The organism is Pseudomonas sp. ICMP 3272, assembly GCF_001466905.1.
Lineage (GTDB): Bacteria > Pseudomonadota > Gammaproteobacteria > Pseudomonadales > Pseudomonadaceae > Aquipseudomonas > Aquipseudomonas amygdali.
In genome coordinates, this window is sequence record NZ_LKEK01000024.1 from 17,376 (window position 1) to 35,829 (window position 18,454).

The 18,454-nt window shown below is 59.2% G+C and carries 15 protein-coding genes; 8 read left to right on the forward strand and 7 right to left on the reverse strand.

All coding sequences use genetic code 11. The features are described 5' to 3' along the window. The first annotated feature begins 267 nt into the window (after positions 1–267). From aspA to AO068_RS03230, 3 genes are all read left to right on the forward strand, one after another. On the forward strand, positions 268–1,692 hold the full coding sequence (gene aspA / locus AO068_RS03220) for an aspartate ammonia-lyase (RefSeq protein ID WP_058407633.1): 1,425 nt from the start codon (positions 268–270) through the stop codon (positions 1,690–1,692). A gap of 282 nt (positions 1,693–1,974) precedes the next feature. Beyond that, positions 1,975–3,426 (forward strand): alanine/glycine:cation symporter family protein, encoded by a 1,452-nt coding sequence (locus tag AO068_RS03225; protein WP_005744886.1) that lies wholly within the window; start codon positions 1,975–1,977, stop codon positions 3,424–3,426. A gap of 29 nt (positions 3,427–3,455) precedes the next feature. Beyond that, entirely contained in the window at positions 3,456–4,460 is a 1,005-nt protein-coding gene (locus AO068_RS03230) for an asparaginase (RefSeq protein WP_058407634.1), read from the forward strand. 59 nt (positions 4,461–4,519) lie between these two features. Here the strand turns inward: AO068_RS03230 and AO068_RS03235 are convergent, their stop codons facing one another. From AO068_RS03235 to pdxR, 3 genes are all read right to left on the reverse strand, one after another. After that, positions 4,520–5,407, reverse strand: a complete 888-nt coding sequence (locus AO068_RS03235; RefSeq protein WP_002555905.1) for a bestrophin family protein — start codon at positions 5,405–5,407, stop codon at positions 4,520–4,522. A gap of 119 nt (positions 5,408–5,526) precedes the next feature. Beyond that, a complete protein-coding gene (locus tag AO068_RS03240) occupies positions 5,527–6,738 on the reverse strand; it encodes a YeeE/YedE family protein (protein ID WP_058402531.1) in 1,212 nt (403 codons plus the stop codon). A 53-nt stretch (positions 6,739–6,791) separates the two neighbouring features. Continuing rightward, on the reverse strand, positions 6,792–8,354 hold the full coding sequence (gene pdxR / locus AO068_RS03245) for a MocR-like pyridoxine biosynthesis transcription factor PdxR (protein WP_058407635.1): 1,563 nt from the start codon (positions 8,352–8,354) through the stop codon (positions 6,792–6,794). Between the two features lie 89 nt (positions 8,355–8,443). On the opposite strand from pdxR, the gene AO068_RS03250 reads away from it, so the two are divergent. From AO068_RS03250 to AO068_RS03260, 3 genes are read left to right on the forward strand one after another with little or no spacing between them, the layout of a single operon-like run. Next, complete coding sequence (locus AO068_RS03250) at positions 8,444–9,082, forward strand: FMN-binding negative transcriptional regulator (protein ID WP_044320979.1); 639 nt, start codon at positions 8,444–8,446, stop codon at positions 9,080–9,082. Beyond that, entirely contained in the window at positions 9,079–9,525 is a 447-nt protein-coding gene (locus AO068_RS03255) for a GNAT family N-acetyltransferase (protein ID WP_058407636.1), read from the forward strand. Before AO068_RS03250 ends, AO068_RS03255 begins: the two co-directional genes overlap by 4 nt. A gap of 15 nt (positions 9,526–9,540) precedes the next feature. After that, on the forward strand, positions 9,541–10,209 hold the full coding sequence (locus AO068_RS03260; protein WP_058407637.1) for a GNAT family N-acetyltransferase: 669 nt from the start codon (positions 9,541–9,543) through the stop codon (positions 10,207–10,209). A gap of 152 nt (positions 10,210–10,361) precedes the next feature. On the opposite strand, the gene oadA is transcribed toward AO068_RS03260, so the two are convergent. Beyond that, the gene (gene oadA, locus AO068_RS03265) at positions 10,362–12,170 is read right to left on the reverse strand and encodes a sodium-extruding oxaloacetate decarboxylase subunit alpha (protein ID WP_058407638.1); all 1,809 of its coding nucleotides are present in this window, start codon (positions 12,168–12,170) and stop codon (positions 10,362–10,364) included. 11 nt (positions 12,171–12,181) lie between these two features. Continuing rightward, the gene (locus AO068_RS03270) at positions 12,182–13,597 is read right to left on the reverse strand and encodes an acetyl-CoA carboxylase biotin carboxylase subunit (RefSeq protein ID WP_002555912.1); all 1,416 of its coding nucleotides are present in this window, start codon (positions 13,595–13,597) and stop codon (positions 12,182–12,184) included. 161 nt (positions 13,598–13,758) lie between these two features. Here AO068_RS03270 and AO068_RS03275 point away from each other — a divergent pair, with 161 nt between their 5' ends. Continuing rightward, on the forward strand, positions 13,759–14,709 hold the full coding sequence (locus AO068_RS03275) for a LysR family transcriptional regulator (RefSeq protein ID WP_058407639.1): 951 nt from the start codon (positions 13,759–13,761) through the stop codon (positions 14,707–14,709). Here the strand turns inward: AO068_RS03275 and AO068_RS26460 are convergent. Beyond that, a complete protein-coding gene (locus AO068_RS26460; protein WP_003316061.1) occupies positions 14,663–14,848 on the reverse strand; it encodes a PA3496 family putative envelope integrity protein in 186 nt (61 codons plus the stop codon). The genes AO068_RS03275 and AO068_RS26460 overlap by 47 nt on opposite strands. 141 nt (positions 14,849–14,989) lie before the next feature. Beyond that, the gene (gene hexR / locus AO068_RS03280; RefSeq protein WP_002555915.1) at positions 14,990–15,856 is read right to left on the reverse strand and encodes a transcriptional regulator HexR; all 867 of its coding nucleotides are present in this window, start codon (positions 15,854–15,856) and stop codon (positions 14,990–14,992) included. 317 nt (positions 15,857–16,173) lie between these two features. On the opposite strand from hexR, the gene uvrD reads away from it, so the two are divergent. Next, positions 16,174–18,357 (forward strand): DNA helicase II, encoded by a 2,184-nt coding sequence (uvrD, locus tag AO068_RS03285; RefSeq protein WP_005734962.1) that lies wholly within the window; start codon positions 16,174–16,176, stop codon positions 18,355–18,357. Positions 18,358–18,454: the final 97 nt, after the last annotated feature.

Sequence of the window (18,454 nt, forward strand, 5' to 3'; positions counted from 1 at the left end):
ACTGCGCATGCCCTGCACGCAACCGGTTTGAAGCGACCCCGGTGGGACGCCCGGCAACGCGCTGCGGATACATGACCAGACGGCTCTGGCAAGGCGGCCGGGTGCGACATTTTGCCCCCTTTACGCACCGAACGGAATCCAGGTCACAGCCTGATTATGCCGTTATTGCATAGGCCAGCGTTTAACAGCATTGGTCAAGACGGGGCGGCAAGCCCAATATTCGCGGCGTTCCGGCATTGTCCGTGCCTTTTTGAGACTTCTTTTATCATGTCCTCGCCTGCATCATCGCGCATCGAAAAAGACCTGCTTGGTGTTCTCGAAGTACCTGCCAACGCGTATTACGGCATCCAGACCCTGCGAGCGGTGAACAACTTTCACCTCTCCGGCGTGCCGCTTTCGCACTACCCTAAACTGGTTGTGGCCCTGGCCATGGTCAAACAGGCGGCAGCTGATGCAAACCACCAGCTCGGACACCTCAACGATACCAAGCATGCGGCCATCAGCGAGGCCTGCGCCCGCCTGATCCGTGGCGACTTCCACGATCAGTTCGTGGTCGACATGATTCAGGGCGGCGCCGGCACGTCCACCAACATGAACGCCAACGAAGTCATCGCCAACATCGCCCTGGAAACCATGGGCTTCGAGAAAGGCGAATACAAGCACCTGCACCCCAACAACGATGTAAACATGGCGCAGTCGACCAACGACGCCTACCCGACCGCGATCCGCCTGGGTCTGCTGCTGGGTCACGACGCCCTGCTCGCCAGCCTGTCCAGCCTGATTCAGGCCTTCGCCGCCAAGGGCGAAGAATTCAATCATGTGCTGAAGATGGGTCGTACCCAGTTGCAGGACGCTGTGCCAATGACCCTGGGTCAGGAATTCCGCGCCTTTGCCACCACCCTGACAGAAGACCTCAACCGCCTGCGCAGCCTGGCACCCGAGCTGTTGACCGAAGTGAACCTGGGCGGCACCGCCATCGGCACCGGCATCAACGCCGACCCTGGCTATCAAAAGCTTGCCGTCGACCGCCTGGCGCTGATCAGCGGCCAGCCGCTGGTGCCGGCAGCCGACCTGATCGAAGCGACCTCCGACATGGGCGCCTTCGTACTGTTCTCGGGCATGCTCAAGCGTACTGCAGTCAAGCTGTCGAAGATCTGCAACGACCTGCGCCTGCTGTCCAGCGGCCCACGCACCGGGATCAACGAAATCAACCTGCCGGCACGCCAGCCAGGCAGCTCGATCATGCCCGGCAAGGTCAACCCGGTAATCCCGGAAGCGGTCAATCAGGTTGCTTTCGAAATCATCGGCAACGACCTGTCGCTGACCATGGCCGCTGAAGGCGGACAATTGCAGCTCAACGTGATGGAGCCGCTGATCGCTTACAAGATCTTCGACTCGATCCGCCTGTTGCAGCGCGCCATGGACATGCTGCGCGAGCACTGCATTGTGGGCATCACGGCCAACGAACAGCGCTGCCGCGAGCTGGTCGAGCATTCGATCGGTCTGGTGACCGCACTGAACCCCTACATCGGTTACGAAAACTCCACCCGTATCGCCCGCATCGCGCTGGAAACCGGCCGCGGCGTGCTGGAACTGGTGCGTGAGGAAGGTCTGCTCGACGATGCCATGCTCGACGACATCCTGCGCCCGGAAAACATGATCGCTCCGCGTCTGGCCCCCTTGAAGGCCTGACAGGAAATGACCTGCGCACCAAGCTCACCAGATTGAGGGCCTAGACACCCCTCAATTTTTTGAGGGTCTGGGAGTGATTCTCCAGACCCTTTTTTTTGCCCGCAGCAAAGGGCTCCGACACTGGACCCAGAGCCTTCGGCACCCCACTTTGGCGGAGTAATCCGTGGAAGTATTCATTCATCGTCGCGAATGAAGAATCAGACGTCCAAGAAAGCGACTACAGACGTAAAAACTTTGCACCGGTATAGTGCGCCCCCTCAAAAGTAGCGAGGAATAACAAAAATGCTGGAAATGATTAACGACTTTCTCTCCGGTAAGGTACTGATCGTACTTATCGTTGGCCTGGGTAGTTACTTCACGATCCGCTCGCGTTTCGTTCAGTTTCGACACTTTTTCCACATGTTCTCGGTTTTTCGCGACAGTCTGCGCAGCAGCGCAGGTCAGTTGAGTTCGTTCCAGGCCCTGATGCTCAGCCTTGCGGGCCGCGTCGGAGCAGGCAACATCGCAGGCGTCGGCATTGCCGTAACGCTGGGCGGTCCGGGCGCCGTATTCTGGATGTGGGTCACCGCACTGGTCGGCATGTCCAGCAGCTTCATCGAGTGTTCACTCGCTCAGCTCTATAAACGCAAGGATTCCGAAGGGCAGTTCCGCGGCGGTCCGGCGTTTTACATCCAGCACGGTCTGGGCAAGCGCTGGCTAGGCATGGTCATGGCCGTACTGTTGCTGGTGACCTTCGGTTTTGCCTTCAACGGCCTGCAATCCCACGCCGTGACCGACTCGCTGAAAAGCGCGTTCAACATCGACACCCGTACCACCGGCATCTGTCTGGTCGTGCTGCTGGGTCTGGCCTTCGTCGGCGGCATCAAGCGTATCGCGGCAATTTCCGACCTGCTGGTTCCGGTCAAGACCCTGATCTACATCGCGGTCACCATCTACGTCATCGTTCTGCAGATCGACCACGTTCCCGGCATGCTGATGACCATCGTCAGAAGCGCCTTTGGTCTTGACCCGGTATTCGGCGGCCTGATCGGCAGCGCTATCGTGATGGGCGTCAAGCGTGGCGTGTTCGCCAACGAAGCCGGTCTGGGCAGCGCGCCCAACGTGGCCGCTGTGGCGCATGTAGAGCACCCGGTTGCACAAGGCGTGGTTCAGGCGTTCAGCGTGTTCCTCGACACCTTCGTGATCTGCACCTGCACCGCCTTGCTGATCCTGCTGTCCGGTATCTACGACATCGGTTACGACGGCAACGGCATCGTTCTGGCGCAGAACTCGCTGGCCGCAGTAGTCGGTGACTGGGGCCGAATCTTCATCAGCGTGGCGCTGGCACTGTTCGTCTTCACCTCGATTCTCTACAACTACTACCTGGGTGAAAACAGCCTGCGGTTCCTGTTTGGCGAGAAGATCCAGACCATCATCATCTACCGTATCGCGGTGCTGGTGTTGATCATGTGGGGTGCCGTCGTCGACCTGAAAGATGTATTGGCATTCGCCGACATCACCATGACCATGCTGGCGTTCGTCAACCTGATCGCGCTCGCCATGCTGTTCAAAGTCGTCAAGCGCATTCTGAACGACTACGATTCGCAGCGTCGGGCTGGCATCAAGACGCCGGTGTTCGATTCCAGCCAGTTCCCTGATCTGGACCTGGACCGCAACGCATGGCCAGCCAATCCGACCCGTCAGTCGACACAGGACGCCGAAGCGGCCGCCAAGCCTGTACCCGAAGCACGATAACCAACGCGACCTTACGCCGGAGAACAACCATGACTGATCATGCACATAAACCCGCTCAGAGCGTCATGGTTCTTTACACCGGCGGCACCATTGGCATGCAGGCCAGCGCCAACGGCCTGGCACCCGCCTCGGGTTTCGAGGCGCGGATGGCCGGGCAACTGGCCGAGCACCCGGAACTGCGGGTGCCGCAGTGGCGCTTTCGCGAGATGTCGCCGCTGATCGACAGCGCCAACATGACCCCTTCCTACTGGCTGCGCCTGCGTGAGGCGGTGATCGAGGCGGTGGAGGTCGATGGCTGCGACGCCGTTCTGGTGCTGCATGGCACCGACACCCTGGCATACAGCGCGGCGGCCATGTGCTTCCAGCTGCTGGGTTTCCATGCCCCCGTCGTGTTCACCGGCTCGATGCTGCCCGCTGGCGTGCAGGACAGCGATGCCTGGGAAAACGTCAACGGTGCACTGCTGGCACTGGGTTCGGGTCTGGTGTCAGGCGTTCAGCTGTATTTCCACGGGCAACTGATGACGCCTGTGCGCTGCGCGAAAATTCGCAGCTTCGGTCGTCAACCGTTCGCACCGCTGCAACGTTCGCGTGGCGGTCATGCGGTGGTTTCGCTGCCCGATGCACTGCACTACCGGCAGGCGAAGACGCTGGCAGAGGTCGCCGTGTTGCCGCTGTTTCCCGGCGTCGGCGCAGCTCAGCTGGACGGTCTGATCAACAGCGGTATTCGGGGTCTGGTGCTTGAGTGCTTCGGCAGCGGCACCGGGCCAAGTGATGATCCGCAGTTTCTGGCCAGCCTGGAAAATGCACGAGCACTGGGTATCTGCGTTGTCGCGATTACCCAGTGCCACGAAGGCGGTGTCGAGCTGGATGTCTACGAAGCGGGCAGCCGCCTGCGCGGTGCAGGCGTGCTTTCCGGTGGCGGCATGACCCGTGAGGCAGCGCTTGGCAAACTGCATGCACTGCTGGGGGCAAACCTGACGACCGAGGAAGTCAGGCGGCTGGTCGAACTGGACCTGTGTGGCGAGCTGCGTTAAGCAGCTGCAATCTCCGCGTTATCCGAGGCGTTCTGCACACGCGCAACGCCTCACCCTCTTTACGAAGCCTTGCTTTCTTCCTGCGCGCCCCTGAGCATCGAATCCAGATTGCGCTCGATGTTTTCGCACAACGCCGTCATCTGAATCTCATGTTCACTGGCACGGAACGGGCTCTGCAGGTCAGTACCGATCTTTTCGATGGCCAACAGCATGAAACCCACCACGGTTGATGCCAGCGGCGTGAACCAGCCCAGAGTCTCCACCAGGCCAATCGGTACGATCAGGCAGAACAGCGTGATGAACAGGCGTGGAAAGGCGACATACGGATAAGGCAATGGTGTGTTGGCAATACGCTCCATACCGCCTTGGCAATTGGAGATGTCCACCATGGTCGACTCCAGACGCGCCAGACGAATGCTGTCCAGCCGCCCCGCCTGATACTCCTTGGCCAACAGCGCTGCGGAGGTGTTGAGCAGATCGTTGGGGAAATTGTTGGTGTCGTGACGGCGCTCGAATTCCTCGCGAGGAATCAGCATCTGAATCTCGTCGCCACACTTGGCGCCTTTCAGGTGCGCGGACAGGCACTTCACGTAGGCAACATGGCGACGCAACAGCGTGGCCTTGACCGGGTTGATCCCGTCGTCATCCTCGACCAGAGTCAACACCTGCCGAGCGAAGCTGCGCGAACTATTGACCAGCGCACCCCACAACGTTCGCGCTTCCCACCAGCGGTTGTAGGCGCTGGAATTACGAAAGCTGGTGAGGACCACAAGTGCCGAGCCCAGCAGGGTCAACGGCATGGAGGGCAATGTAATCTTGCGCTCCAGATACAGCATGAAGTCGACCGTGACGATCACATCCCAGATCAACAACCAGAAAAGCGACCAACCCACGTAACCGATGGTCTTGCCGAGAAAACGGATTTTCGAAATGATCGTTTGCTGCAAAAGAACTACCCCACCGAAAAAGAAGCGAATCGCAGGCTGACATCTGCTGCATGGCTTTGAATGCCAAACCGGCAGATGGTTCGCAAACGACCCGCTTTATCTCGGGGTTACAGACTTCCTCAGCAGCCAGTCAGCGCCACTTGCGGGCGTTCGCCAGCGAAGAAAATCGGCCTCAGGCGGACGCCGATCACGTTACCGGCGTAGGCTGCAACGAGCCACAGCCAGCCGTGCAGGCTGCCCGAAGCAATACCGCTGAAGTACGCGCCGATGTTGCAGCCGTAGGCCAGACGCGAGCCATAACCCAGCAGCAACCCGCCGATGACCGCAGCAACCAGCGAGCGCGTGGGAATGTCCAGGCTCGGCGCAAAACGGCCGGCCAGCCCTGCCGCCAGCAAGGCACCGAGCATGATGCCGATGTCCATCACACTGGTGACGTCTTCCCACACCGGAGCCGCCAACGCCTTGGCATTCGCCGCGCTCTGCCAGAACACCCAGCTGCCGACGTCCACACCCAGACCACTGGCCACCTTCGCGCCCCACAGCGCGAACGCCGAGGTGATGCCCCAAGGACGCCCTGCCAGCGCCAGTGTTGCGTAATTGAGCAGCGCCAGCGCGACAGCGCCCCAGACCAGAACCCACGGTCCGCGAAGCACCCGGCTCAGCCCACGGTGATCAGTGCTGACCGGTGCTTCAAGCTGTCCATGACGCCGCTTTTCGAGCTTCACGGTTATGAAGGCGATCAAGGCGAACAGAGCAAGATTCACGATCAGCGCAGGCATCACGCCGAAGGTCTTGACCACTGAAACTGCCGGGAACGCAGGCAGCGCAAACCACCAGTCAACGTGATGGGTCGCAATCAACGAACCGAGGATGAAAAACAGCAGCGTCACCAGCATGCGTGCATTGCCGCCACCTGCAGTGAACAACGTACCGGACGCACAGCCACCGCCCAGTTGCATGCCGATACCGAAGATGAACGCACCGACGACGACCGAAATTCCGACCGGCGCGACCAGTCCGGTAACAGGCTGACCGAACAGCGTGCCAGCACCCAGCGCAGGGAAAAACAGCACCACGGCCACCGCCAGCATGACCATTTGCGCCCGCAAACCCGCACCGCGGCGCTCACGAATAAACACCCGCCACGCCGAGGTGAAGCCGAATGCCGCGTGATACAGCGTCACGCCCAGCGCTGCGCCGACGATCCACAGCATTACCTGACGGGTGCCGACACTGAGCAGCAGAAACTGGGCGCCCATCAGCAGCAGGAACAGCGCGGCCAGCGGCGCGCCGAACTTGCGTCCGGGTGTTGCAGTAAGAGAGTTGTTCATGGGTATCTCAGGACAAGTAACAGAAAGTGCAGATTATACGCCTGCCAGCGGGACTACTCGGACCAGGCCTTGCGCAGCCTGTTCAATGCTTCGGCAATCTCGACCTCGGGCACTGCGGCAAAACCCAGCACCAGCCCGGCGCGGTTATCCACAGGCTCGCTGGACTCGGGCAGCCAGTAATCACTCAAGGCATTCATCTCGACGCCGACGCTGCCAGCCTTGGCAATCAGTGCCTGCTCACGCGCGATACTGTCTACCTTGACCATCACATGCAGCCCTGCAACCACCTTGGGCATTGCAGCGCACCCTGCTATATCGGCGGGCCAGTTATCCAGCAGCGCATTACGACGGCTCAGCGCCGCGCGACGCATACGACGGATGTGTCGTTGAAAGTGCCCCGACGCAATGAATTGCGCCATGACCGCCTGCACGCCAATCTCGGTATGGCGCATGTCTACCGCCTTGCGCTGGCTGAACGGGAGGACAAGTTGCTCAGGCAGAACCAGATACCCGAGGCGCAGCGCCGGAAAGGCGATTTTGCCGAACGTACCGACGTAGAGCACTCGACCGCTCTGGTCGAGCGCAGCCAACGGGGCCAATGGCGAACCGCTGTACCGATACTCACCATCGTAATCGTCCTCGACAATCCAGCTCTGGTGCCTCTCGGCCCAGGCCAGTAATTCCAGGCGCCGTGCCAGGCTCATGACTACGCCGGTCGGGTACTGATGCGAAGGGGTCACGTACGCCAATCTGCAATTGGCCTGCTCAAGATCGGCGCAATGCATGCCCTCGTTATCCACAGGCACGCCGTGCAATCGCGCACCTGCCAGCGCAAACGCGTGACCCGCTGCCCGATAGCCTGGATTTTCCACAGCAACGCTATCGCCCGGCGTCAAAAGCAACTGTGCACAAAGGCTGATTGCATGTTGTGCGCCGCTGGTGATCACAATTTGCTCAGCCGTGCAGTGCAGCCCACGCGATGAACGAAGATAAACGGCAATCAACTCACGCAGCCGCGAATCTCCCGCAGCGGTGCCGTAACCCAGCTGAGCAAGGTCCGGCTTGCGCCAAAAGGCCGCATACAGCTTGCCCCACAAGGCAAATGGAAAAAGATCGAAGGCTGGAACGCCTACTCGAAAAGCCCGCGGCCTACCCGTCGGCGGCTCGTGCAAATGATGCTTTTCGAGCAGCACGCGTGTCGGGTTGTGGATAACTTCATCGGAACAATTCGACGGCATTTCCGCCGCAATTGTGGACAAACCTGTGTGTAACCCTGTGGATACACCTGTGGGTAAGTTGGTGGATAGTTTTTTACGGCCAGGCCGTCGAGGCGCGGCGCTTCGTTCAGACAGCTGCGCAACATACGTACCGTCGCCAACACGCCCTTCGATGAAACCCTCGGCATACAGCTGGTCATAGGCCCGCATGACGCTGTTACGGGAGATGCCCAGTAAATGTGCCAAATCGCGGCTGGCTGGCAGACGCATGCCGCCACTCAAGCGCCCATCCAGCACTTGCTGGCGCAAAATCTCGTAGAGCTGCTTGCTCAAGCCGTGATTCGGGTCCAGCTCAATGCCGGTAAGCGTGGGTGGAAACGCGACAGGGGCGATGGGCATTAATTGGTCCCATGAAATTTATAAAAAATGGATCTTACATCAGACCAATGCCTTGCCTAGGATCGCTCCATCAGCCAAGGAACATGACCATGTACATACCTGCCGCCTTCAAGGAAAACGATACGCTCAGCCTGCACGAGCAGATGGATCAGACTCGCCTGGCTATTCTTGTCACACAGGGTGAAGAAGGATTGCACGCGACCCACTTGCCGCTGCTGTTGCGCCGCGATGAAGGTCCGCACGGCACGCTTTACGGGCATCTGGCCAGAGCCAACCCACAGTGGCAGCAGTTGGACTCAGGTGTCGAAGCGCTGGTGATTTTTCCCGGCGGCGATGCCTATGTGAGCCCGTCTTTCTACCCGAGCAAGGCAGAACACGGCAAGGTTGTACCTACCTGGAACTATCTAGCCGTACATGCCTACGGGCAGGCCACGGTTTTTACCGATGCAGCGCAACTGCACCAATTGCTGGCTGACCTGACCCATCGCCATGAGTCCAGCCGCCCGCAACCCTGGTCAATCGAGGATGCACCTGCGGACTACATTGCAAAAATGCTGGGGGCGATTGCAGGGTTTGCAATTCCCGTACAACGGCTGCAAGGCAAACGCAAACTCAGCCAGAACCGCAGCGCTTCGGACATGGCCGGTGTACGCGACGGCCTCGCTGCAAGCGAGGATGCAAACGATCAGCAAATCGCTCGTTTGATGAGCGCAGGGAGAACGTCATGACCGATGTCCGGATTCGCGCCGTTACTGTCGACGACCATAAGGCCTGGCTGCCTCTATGGCAGGCCTATCTGCGCTTCTACAATACCGAGCTGGCCGAAAGTGTCAGCGATGTCACCTGGCAACGCCTTGTGGACCCGAACGAACCGACCCACTCGGCGCTGGCCTGGCTGGATGGCGACGCGGTGGGCATGGTGAACTTCATCTACCATCGCTCTAACTGGAGCATCAACAACGCCTGTTACCTGCAAGATCTGATCGTCGCCCCCGAACAACGCGGAACAGGCATTGGCAGGCAACTGATCGAGTTTGTCTACGCAACGGCCAAGGGAGACGGTTGCGACAAGGTGCACTGGCTGACCCACGAAACCAACGCCACAGCCATTCAGTTGTATGAAAGGATTGCCGAACGGCCTGGCCTCATACAATTTCGCAAAGCGCTCTGAAACAGGAAGTGATTGATGTCCGACACTCTGCTGGACTGGCAAGCCGCTGCATTGCCCACAACCAAGACTCTGACAGGCCGTTTCATTCGCTTGGAGAAACTCGACGCCACACGTCACGCCGATGATTTGTGGGCTGCACTTCAGGGGCCGAATGCCGACCCGAAACTGTGGGATTACCTGCCTTACGGGCCTTTTATCGAACGCAGTGCGTTCGATGCATGGCTGGCCGGGCATCAGGTCGCGTCCGACCCGTGGTTTTATACGGTCGTCGATCAGCAGACCGGTAAAGCCGAAGGTGTCATCAGCCTGATGTCGATCGTCGCCGCCCACGGGCGTATCGAAATAGGTCATGTCACCTTCAGCGCGGCCATGCAACGCACCCCAAAAGGCACCGAAGCCATCTACCTGCTGGCCAGAGAAGCCTTCGCATTGGGCTATCGCCGCCTGGAATGGAAGTGCAACGCCAACAACGCCCGCTCCAAACGCGCAGCCCAACGTTTCGGCTTCAGTTACGAAGGCGCCTTCCGCCAGCACATGGTAGTCAAGGGCCAGAGCAGGGATACAGCGTGGTACTCGATACTCGACAGCGAATGGCCTGAACTGCAAAAAGCGTTCGAAAGCTGGCTGGCTGTGGATAACTTCGCGGACGGGCAGCAGATCAAAGGGCTTGAGGCGTTTCGCTGATCCTGAGGACGCAGAGCGTCGAGAACGGCATTCCCATGCTGGAGCGTGCGCAACGATAGCCGTGACAACCGGGCCCGCCTGCACAGAATAAAAAAAGGGAAGCCACGAGTGCTTCCCTGAGGTAAATCGTTGAATTATCTGTATGTGCCCGGTCAGCCTTCGATCTCGACCAGAACCTCACCCGGATTGACGCGGTCGCCCTTGGCAACGTGAATCGCCACAACCTTGCCCGCGACCGACGCTTGGACCTCGGTTTCCATCTTCATGGCTTCGGTGATCAATACCGCCTGCCCTGCTTTGACCATATCGCCTTCCTTGACCAGCACATCGACGATATTGCCCGGCATGGTGGTGCTGACGTGGCCCGGTGCATGAGCCAGCTTGCGTTTGCTGGCACCGCCGCCGACAAATTCGTTGAGCGGTTCGAACACCACTTCTTCCGGCATGCCATCGATGGACAGGTAGAAGTGGCGCTTGCCCTCGGCCTTGACGCCCACGCCGGTGATGTCGACCCGATAGGTTTCGCCGTGCACATCAATAACGAACTCGGTCGGCACGCCCTCGCCGCCCGCTCTGGCCACGCTTCCGGCTTCGGGAATCGGCAGCAGCGCTTCCGGCGTCAGCGTTCCAGCTGCACGCTCTTCAAGAAACTTGCGGCCGATGTCCGGGAACATGGCAAACGTCAGCACGTCCTCTTCGGATTTGGCCAATGCGCCGATATCGGCACGCAGCTTGGTCATCTCCGGCCTGAGCAGATCGGCAGGGCGAACATCGATCAGTTCTTCATTGCCAATGGCCTGACGACGCAGCTTTTCATCCACCGGCCCCGGCGCCTTGCCATAACCGCCCTGTAGATAAAGCTTCACTTCATTGGTGATGGTCTTGTAGCGCTCGCCAGCCAGCACATTGAAGAACGCCTGAGTACCGACGATCTGTGAGGTCGGCGTTACCAGCGGTGGATAACCGAGGTCTTTGCGTACGCGCGGAATTTCAGCCAGCACTTCGCCCATGCGATTGAGCGCGCCCTGCTCCTTGAGCTGATTGGCCAGGTTGGAAATCATCCCGCCAGGCACCTGATTGACCTGCACACGGGTATCGACCGCCGTGAATTCGCTTTCGAACTGGTGATACTTCTTACGCACCGCGTAGAAATACAGACCAATTTCCTGCAACAGCTCCAGGTCCAGCCCGGTGTCGAACTCGCTGCCCTTGAGCGCCGCAACCATCGACTCTGTGCCCGGATGACTGGTGCCCCAGGCAAAGCTGGAGATCGCCGTATCGATATGGTCCGCGCCGCTTTCAATGGCCTTGAGCTGGCACATGGCAGCCAGGCCTGCGGTATCGTGGGAGTGAATGAACACCGGCAGCGACTGTTCGGCTTTCAGCGCCTTGACCAGTTCACCCGTGGCATAGGGAGTCAACAGACCGGCCATGTCCTTGATCGCCACCGAATCGCAGCCCATCGCCTCCATCTGCCGGGCCTGCGCGACGAACGCTTCGATGGTGTGCACCGGGCTGGTGGTGTAAGCGATGGTGCCCTGCGCATGCTTGCCCGCAGCTTTCACCGCTTCAATGGCAACCCGCAGGTTACGCACATCGTTCATGGCATCGAAAATACGGAACACATCGATACCATTCACCGCTGCTTTGGCGACGAACGCCTTGACCACGTCATCGCTGTAATGCCGATAGCCCAGCAGGTTCTGGCCGCGCAGGAGCATTTGCAACCGGGTATTGGGCAAGGCAGCGCGCAGTTGACGCAGGCGCTCCCACGGATCTTCCTTGAGAAAACGCACGCAGGCATCGAAGGTCGCGCCGCCCCAGACTTCCAGCGACCAGTACCCGACCTTGTCGAGCTTGTCGCAGATCGGCAGCATATCCTCGGTACGCATGCGGGTCGCCAGCAATGATTGGTGAGCGTCACGCAGGATGGTGTCGGTTACGAAAATCTTTTTGGACATTTCACTATTCCTTACAGACCGGCGTGTGCGGCAATGGCGGCGGCGATGGCCAGAGCCAGCTCTTCGGGTTTGCGCTTGATCGAATAATTGGTCAGCTCGGGGTGGCTCTCGACAAAGCTGGTGTTGAATTCACCGCTGCGAAATTCCGGGTTACGCAGAATTTCCTGGTAATAGGCAGCCGTGGTCTTCACTCCTTGCAGGCGCATGTCATCCAGCGCACGCAGGCCACGGTCCATCGCCTCCTCCCAGGTCAGCGCCCAGACGATCAGCTTCAGGCACATCGAGTCGTAAAACGGCGGAATGGTGTAGCCGGTGTAAATCGCCGTATCGGTGCGCACGCCTGGTCCTCCGGGCGCGTAATAGCGGGTGATCTTGCCGAAACTGGGCAGGAAGTTGTTCTTCGGGTCTTCGGCATTGATCCTGAATTGCAGGGCAAAACCGCGGTGAATGATGTCTTCCTGCTTGATCGACAGCGGCAGGCCGGACGCAATACGGATCTGCTCGCGAACAATATCGATGCCGGTGATTTCTTCGGTGATGGTGTGCTCGACCTGAACCCGGGTATTCATTTCCATGAAGTACACCTCGCCCTCGGCGAGCAAAAACTCCACGGTCCCTGCGTTCTCGTAACCGACAGCCTTGGCCGCACGCACCGACAGATCACCGATATAAGCACGCTGCTCGGGAGTCAGTTGCGGGCTGGGGGCGATTTCGATGAGCTTCTGGTTACGGCGCTGAATCGAACAGTCGCGCTCAAACAGGTGCACCACATTGCCGAAGCTGTCGCCCAGAATCTGCGCTTCGATATGCTTGGGATTGACGATGCACTTCTCGAGAAACACTTCCGCCGAGCCAAAGGCCTTGGTCGCTTCGGAAATCACCCTAGGGAATGCCTGCTCAAGTTCTTCGCGGCTGTTGCAACGGCGTATGCCGCGCCCGCCGCCCCCGGAGGTGGCCTTGAGCATCACCGGGTAACCAATACGCTCGCCTTCTACCAGCGCCTCGTCGATGTCCGCTACGTTGCCTTCGGTGCCGGGCGTAACCGGCACACCGGCCTTGATCATGCTGCGCCGCGCTTCGGTCTTGTCACCCATGCGACGAATCACTTCTGCGGACGGACCGATAAACTTAATGCCACGTTCAGCACAGATGTCGGCCAGTTCGGCGTTCTCCGACAGAAAGCCATAACCGGGATGCAGCGCATCGCAGCCAGTCTCTACCGCCAGATTCACCAGCTTGCGCGGGTTCAGGTAACCGGCCAACGGTTCGGCACCAATGCTATAGGCTTCGTCAGCACGTTTGACATGCAGGGCATGCCGGTCAGCGTCGGAAAAGATCGCGACCGAGCGAATGCCCATCTCGGCGCAGGCGCGCACGATCCGGACGGCAATCTCCCCGCGGTTGGCGATCAGAATTTTTGTTATCACTGGCGTTTTCCTCGACCCGTTTTTGTAACAGGGCATGTGACTGAATGCCGCAGGGACACCCTATGCCGAATCAAGGATTAACAAAAATGAGTAAAAGTTGGGTGATGCATAAGTAAAAGCTTATAGTTGAAACTTCTTGTCGTCTCAGGAAGCTTTTATAAATGCGTAAGTCATTGATGCGTATGACATTGCGTCAGCTGCGTATTTTCAATGAAGTATGCGATCTGCGCTCATACAGCCGTGCAGCCGAAGAGATGTCTCTGACGCAGCCTGCCGTCAGCCTGCAGATTCGCCAGCTTGAAGAGCTGATCGGCCAGCCGCTGTTCGAATACGTCAGCAAAAAGCTCTACCTCACTGAGGCGGCGCAGGCACTGCAACTGGCCAGTCGGGATATTTTCGGACGCCTGGAAAGTCTGGACATGCAGCTTTCGGACATGCAGGGCTCACTGCAAGGCCAGTTGAAGCTGGCGATTGAATCCAGCTGCAAGTATTTCATTCCGCACCTGTTCGCTGCGTTCAAGCGTCAGCACCCGGAAGTCAGCCTGAGTTTGATGGTGGTCAATCGTGCACAGATCATCAGGCGATTATCGGACAACCGCGATGACCTTGTAGTGATGTCAGCGGTGCCGCTGGATATGGGCCTGGAGTTTCTACCCTTTCTCAACAACCCGATTGTCGCCGTAGCTCCGCCTGACAATCCGCTGAGCAGCCTTGCGACGCTGAATTTGAAAGACCTGGAGCCCTGGCCGCTACTGACCCGGGAAACGGGGTCGGGCACACGCCGGGCTTGCGAGGAGTACTTCAAAGAGAAACGCGTGCATTTCACGCAGACGCTGGAGGTGTCTTCCAGCGAGGCGCAACGCGAATGTGTGGTCGCCGGGCTGGGACTGGCGATTCTGACGCGGCATGCGGTCTGCCAGGAACTCGCCACCGGTGCTCTCGTGGAGCTACCCGTGGCGGAGCTGCCGCTGTATCGAAGCTGGTGCGTGGCTCAGGCCAGAGACAAACGCCTTTCACCCGTGGCACATGCCTTTCTTGCGTTCATCCGCACCGAACGTGCGCAGATCAGCCAGCTTGTCGAGCGTTTCGACGGTCGACCGCGGGCAACTTGATAGTCTGCCATACAGCGTTGTCCATGCCGTCCATGTAGTCACACAGCTCCTGATTAAGCTGACGCGCTTCACTATAGCTCTCGATAGCCCGACGAAACTCCATGCGACGCTGGTCTTCCTGCTGACGGCGGGTTTTCACGGTGCTGGTAGGTAAATCATCGTAATGCCGAGCCATATCCTGTCTCCCAATACGTTTTGTGGGAGCACCAGAATGGAGCGCTGCGGTGACAATCAGGCGGCATGCAGATGACAGATCGATGAATTCCGCTCGGTTGAGCGATCAGTCTTCGTGAGTCTTTATCGACTTCGGCGACAGACGCAAGCCACGCAGGCTGCGCTTGACGCTCTTGAGGTGATTGACCAGGCTCGGGCCGCGGGCCATTGCCACGCCCATCGCCAACACATCGATCACCACCAGGTGCGCGATACGGGACGTCAGCGGCGTGTAGATTTCGGTGTCTTCATGTACATCGATAGCCAGATTGACCGAAGACAGCTCGGCCAGCGGCGTCTGGCTCGGGCACAGGGTAATCAGCGTTGCGCCGCTCTCGCGGACCAGATTGGCGGTGATCAGCAAGTCCTTGGAGCGCCCCGACTGGGAAATGCATACCGCGACGTCTGTCGGCTTGAGCGTGACCGCCGACATCGCCTGCATGTGCGGGTCGGAATACGCTGCCGCGGTCAGCAGCAAACGAAAGAACTTGTGCTGCGCGTCGGCAGCCACTGCACCGGAAGCGCCAAACCCATAAAATTCGACCCGATTGGCCCCGGCCATGGCCGTGACTGCCATCTGTAAGGCATGGGGGTCGAGGTTTTCGCGCACTTCCATGAGCGTGTGCAGGGTAGTGTCGAAAATCTTCAGGCTGTAGTCGGCGACCGAATCGTCTTCGTGAATCGCGAACTGGCCGAAACTCGCACCCGCTGCCAGACTCTGCGCCAGCTTGAGCTTGAGGTCCTGAAACCCGGTGCACCCAATGGCGCGGCAGAAGCGCACGATGGTTGGCTCACTGATGCCGACGCTGTGCGCCAGATCCGCCATGGAACTGTGCATCACAGCCGCAGGGTCAAGCAGCACATGATCGGCAACCTTGAGCTCCGATTTGCGCAGCAAATTACGTGACTGGGCGATGTGTTGCAGCAGATTCAAGGGGCAGACTCGGTAAAGGGAAGATGGGCTGGGTTGTAGCTTTCTTGTAGTTATACTACATGACCTGCAAACCGCCCAGTTAAACGACGCTTAAACCTGTTACACGAGCCCTGAATGGGTGAATCGAAAAAAATTGTGGGAATAATCCTACATTAAGCTGAATCCTGCGCCAGGCCTGCGAATGGCCAGTCTTCAAAGTCGACTGACCGCGTTCGACCCTGCACCGCACGACGACCGGTCGTCAGCACCCGGTCATTTTTATTGCCTGACGCAAAGCATGGTTTGCCCGTCATGACGCAGCACCCTAGAATGCGCGGATGCGCGATGATCTCTCTCTTCTTCTGAATTCCCTCAACGATGCCCAACGTCAGGCCGTAGCCGCCTCATTGGGTCGTCAGTTGGTCCTGGCCGGTGCTGGCTCCGGCAAAACCCGTGTGCTGGTGCATCGCATCGCATGGCTGATGCAGGTCGAGCAAGCCTCCCCGCATTCGGTCCTGTCGGTGACGTTCACCAACAAGGCCGCCGCCGAAATGCGCCACCGCATCGAGCAGCTGATGGGTATCAGCCCTGCCGGTATGTGGGTGGGCACCTTCCACGGTCTGGCCCACCGCCTGCTGCGAGCGCACTGGCAGGAAGCCGGGCTGGTGCAAACCTTCCAGATTCTCGACAGCGATGACCAGCAGCGCTTGGTAAAACGCGTGATGCGCGAGCTGGGCCTGGATGAGCAACGCTGGCCTGCGCGTCAGGCCCAGTGGTTCATCAACGGCCAGAAAGATGAAGGCCTGCGCCCGAAACATATTCAGGCCAGCGGCGATCTGTTCCTGACCACCATGAAAAGCGTCTACGAAGCCTACGAAGTGGCCTGTCAGCGGGCTGGCGTCATCGACTTCTCCGAACTGCTGCTGCGCGCACTCGACCTGTGGCGCGATAATCCGGGTTTGCTCGCGCATTATCAGCGTCGTTTCCGCCATGTATTGGTGGATGAATTCCAGGACACCAACGCCGTGCAATACGCGTGGCTACGTCTGCTGGCTCAGGGTGGCGACAGCCTGATGGTGGTCGGCGATGACGATCAGTCCATTTACGGCTGGCGTGGCGCGAAGATCGAGAACATCCACCAGTATTCGTCTGACTTCCCGGACACCGAAGTCATCCGTCTGGAGCAGAATTACCGCTCCACAGCGAGCATCCTCAAGGCCGCCAACGGCTTGATCGTCAATAACAGCGGCCGCCTCGGCAAGGAGTTGTGGACTGACGTCGGCGATGGCGAGCTGATCAACCTGTATGCCGCTTTCAACGAACACGATGAGGCGCGCTATGTGGTCGAGACCATCGAAAGCGCGCTGAAAACCGGAATCTCGCGCAACGACATCGCCATTCTGTACCGCTCCAACGCCCAGTCACGAGTGCTTGAAGAAGCCCTGCTGCGTGAGCGTATTCCATACCGCATCTATGGCGGACAGCGCTTCTTCGAACGAGCTGAAATCAAGAACGCGATGGCCTATATGCGCTTGCTGGAAGGCCGTGGCAACGATGCAGCGCTGGAGCGGGTGATCAACGTTCCGGCTCGTGGCATCGGCGAAAAAACCGTCGAAGCGATTCGCGAGCATGCCCGTCATGCCGACGTCTCCATGTGGGAAGCCATGCGCCTGCTGGTCGCCAACAAGGGCCTGACCGGCCGCGCCGCCACGGCCCTGGGCGGGTTCATCGAGCTGATCGAGAACCTGTCGGCCAAGGTCATGGAGATGCCGCTGCACCTGATGACCCAGACGGTTATCGAGCAGTCCGGGCTGATCACCTATCACGAGCAGGAAAAAGGCGAGAAAGGCCAGGCGCGGGTAGAAAACCTTGAGGAGCTGGTCAGCGCGGCTCGTGCTTTCGAGAATCACGAAAGCGAAGAAGACCTGACGCCACTGGCAGCGTTTTTGGGGCATGCCTCGCTGGAAGCAGGCGACACCCAGGCGCAGGAGCATGAAGACAGCATTCAGCTGATGACCCTGCACAGCGCCAAGGGCCTGGAGTTTCCGCATGTGTTCCTGGTGGGCATGGAGGAAGGGCTGTTCCCGCACAAGATGAGTCTGGAAGAGCCGGGGCGTCTGGAAGAAGAGCGACGTCTGGCTTATGTCGGCATCACCCGCGCCATGAAACAGCTGGTGATGACCTACGCCGAAACGCGTCGTCTGTACGGCAGCGAAACCTACAACAAGGTCTCGCGATTCGTACGCGAGATCCCGCCGGCGCTGATCCAGGAAGTACGCCTGTCCAACAGCGTGAGTCGCCCGTTCGGCGGCACTCCGAAGTTCAACAGCAGCAGCCTGTTCAACGGCACCGGCATTCCGGAAACCGAGTTCACCATGGGCCAGCGCGTCCAGCATGCGGTGTTCGGCGAAGGCGTGATCCTCAACTTCGAGGGCGCTGGTGCGCAGGCACGGGTGCAGGTCAACTTCGCCGAAGGCAGCAAGTGGCTGATGATGGGCTATGCGAAACTGGTGCCTTTGTAGGCCGGTCAACCATCGTCCATACGCCTTGGCTATTGCGCCCACGCTCGAGCGTGAGGAACGATAGCCAAGGGCGCATCTTACGAAGCGCGCTGAAAAG

Bases quoted from the DNA above. Each gene is read 5' to 3' on its own strand.
- oadA (WP_058407638.1), bottom strand. From the start codon at position 12,170: ATGTCCAAAAAGATTTTCGTAACCGACACCATCCTGCGTGACGCTCAC.
- AO068_RS03225 (WP_005744886.1), top strand. From the start codon at position 1,975: ATGCTGGAAATGATTAACGACTTTCTCTCCGGTAAGGTACTGATCGTA.
- AO068_RS03275 (WP_058407639.1), top strand. From the start codon at position 13,759: ATGCGTAAGTCATTGATGCGTATGACATTGCGTCAGCTGCGTATTTTC.
- AO068_RS03230 (WP_058407634.1), top strand. From the start codon at position 3,456: ATGACTGATCATGCACATAAACCCGCTCAGAGCGTCATGGTTCTTTAC.
- AO068_RS03260 (WP_058407637.1), top strand. From the start codon at position 9,541: ATGTCCGACACTCTGCTGGACTGGCAAGCCGCTGCATTGCCCACAACC.
- AO068_RS03250 (WP_044320979.1), top strand. From the start codon at position 8,444: ATGTACATACCTGCCGCCTTCAAGGAAAACGATACGCTCAGCCTGCAC.
- uvrD (WP_005734962.1), top strand. From the start codon at position 16,174: ATGCGCGATGATCTCTCTCTTCTTCTGAATTCCCTCAACGATGCCCAA.
- AO068_RS03240 (WP_058402531.1), bottom strand. From the start codon at position 6,738: ATGAACAACTCTCTTACTGCAACACCCGGACGCAAGTTCGGCGCGCCG.
- aspA (WP_058407633.1), top strand. From the start codon at position 268: ATGTCCTCGCCTGCATCATCGCGCATCGAAAAAGACCTGCTTGGTGTT.
- AO068_RS03255 (WP_058407636.1), top strand. From the start codon at position 9,079: ATGACCGATGTCCGGATTCGCGCCGTTACTGTCGACGACCATAAGGCC.
- pdxR (WP_058407635.1), bottom strand. From the start codon at position 8,354: ATGCCCATCGCCCCTGTCGCGTTTCCACCCACGCTTACCGGCATTGAG.